At 67.3% G+C, this 538-nt stretch carries 1 protein-coding gene; it reads right to left on the bottom strand.

Going from position 1 to position 538, the window contains the following annotated elements; all coding sequences use genetic code 11:
• The coding region (locus CVM73_RS38830; RefSeq protein ID WP_146006765.1) for a GlxA family transcriptional regulator at nt 1-538 on the bottom strand (538 nt) is incomplete at both ends.

Here is a 538-nt window from a genome sequence, read left to right on the forward strand (position 1 = left end):
ATACTCGGCGGGCGTCACGCCGACGTGACGATTGAACGCGCGACGCAGCGTATCGGCATCGGCGAATCCACAATGGAGCGCCACCTGCTTCGGGGCTTCATTGCCAAACTCGAGCAGCCGCCTCGCGGCATTGACGCGGGCTTCCTCGACCCAGGTCGCAGGCGTGACGCCCACCTCGGCGCGGAACAGCCGTGCAAAATGCCTCGGGCTGAGCTCCATGCGCGTCGCCAGGCTCGCAACGCTGTGGTCGAGCGAGGGGGTGGCGGCGACCCAGCGCTGCAGCTCCTGCAATGCGGCGCGGCCGGCGGGAACAGCCTCGCCCTTGCGGGTGAACTGCATCTGCCCACCCGGGCGCTTGAAGAACATCACGAGCTGGCTTGCGACCTTCATGGCCGTATCGCGCCCGAGATCCTCCTCGACCAGTGCCAGCGCGAGGTCGAGCCCTGCGGTCACGCCGGCGGCCGTGCGAAGCTTGCCGTCGGTGATGTAGATGGCATCCTTGTCCACGGTGACCGACGGGAATTTGCTGGCCAGCATG

Source organism: Bradyrhizobium forestalis (assembly GCF_002795245.1).
GTDB lineage: Bacteria > Pseudomonadota > Alphaproteobacteria > Rhizobiales > Xanthobacteraceae > Bradyrhizobium > Bradyrhizobium forestalis.